The sequence below is a fragment of the Paenarthrobacter aurescens genome (assembly GCF_025421775.1).
Lineage (GTDB): Bacteria > Actinomycetota > Actinomycetes > Actinomycetales > Micrococcaceae > Arthrobacter > Arthrobacter aurescens_B.
Genome location: NZ_JAOEFX010000122.1, coordinates 1 through 287 on the forward strand (window position 1 = coordinate 1; position 287 = coordinate 287).

Here is a 287-nt window from a genome sequence, read left to right on the forward strand (position 1 = left end):
CAGCGGTTCCATCAGGGCGACAGCGCGGTTCTGTGCAGCCAGGCTCTCGGCATGCTCGAACGGCATGTAGAAGAACTGGCGTAGCGACGCATCGACTTCCAGATCATGGCCCGCGGCGATCGCGTGTTCCGCGAAATGCAGCGCCAGCGCGTCGGTGGCGAACATATGCGCGGTGTCCCGGTAGGCATTGCGGGGAAACTGGTCCAGCAGGATCATGAGCGCGATCGCGCCCGAGGGGTCATCCAGCCAGGCATCGAGCCGGCGCGCGGCTGCTGCCATATGCGCCG

Annotated in this window: 1 protein-coding gene; it reads right to left on the reverse strand. The window is 65.9% G+C overall.

Features of this window, described 5'->3' with window-relative positions; translation table 11 throughout:
* The coding region (locus N7568_RS22975) for a DUF924 family protein (protein WP_261612037.1) at positions 1-287 on the reverse strand (287 nt) is incomplete at both ends.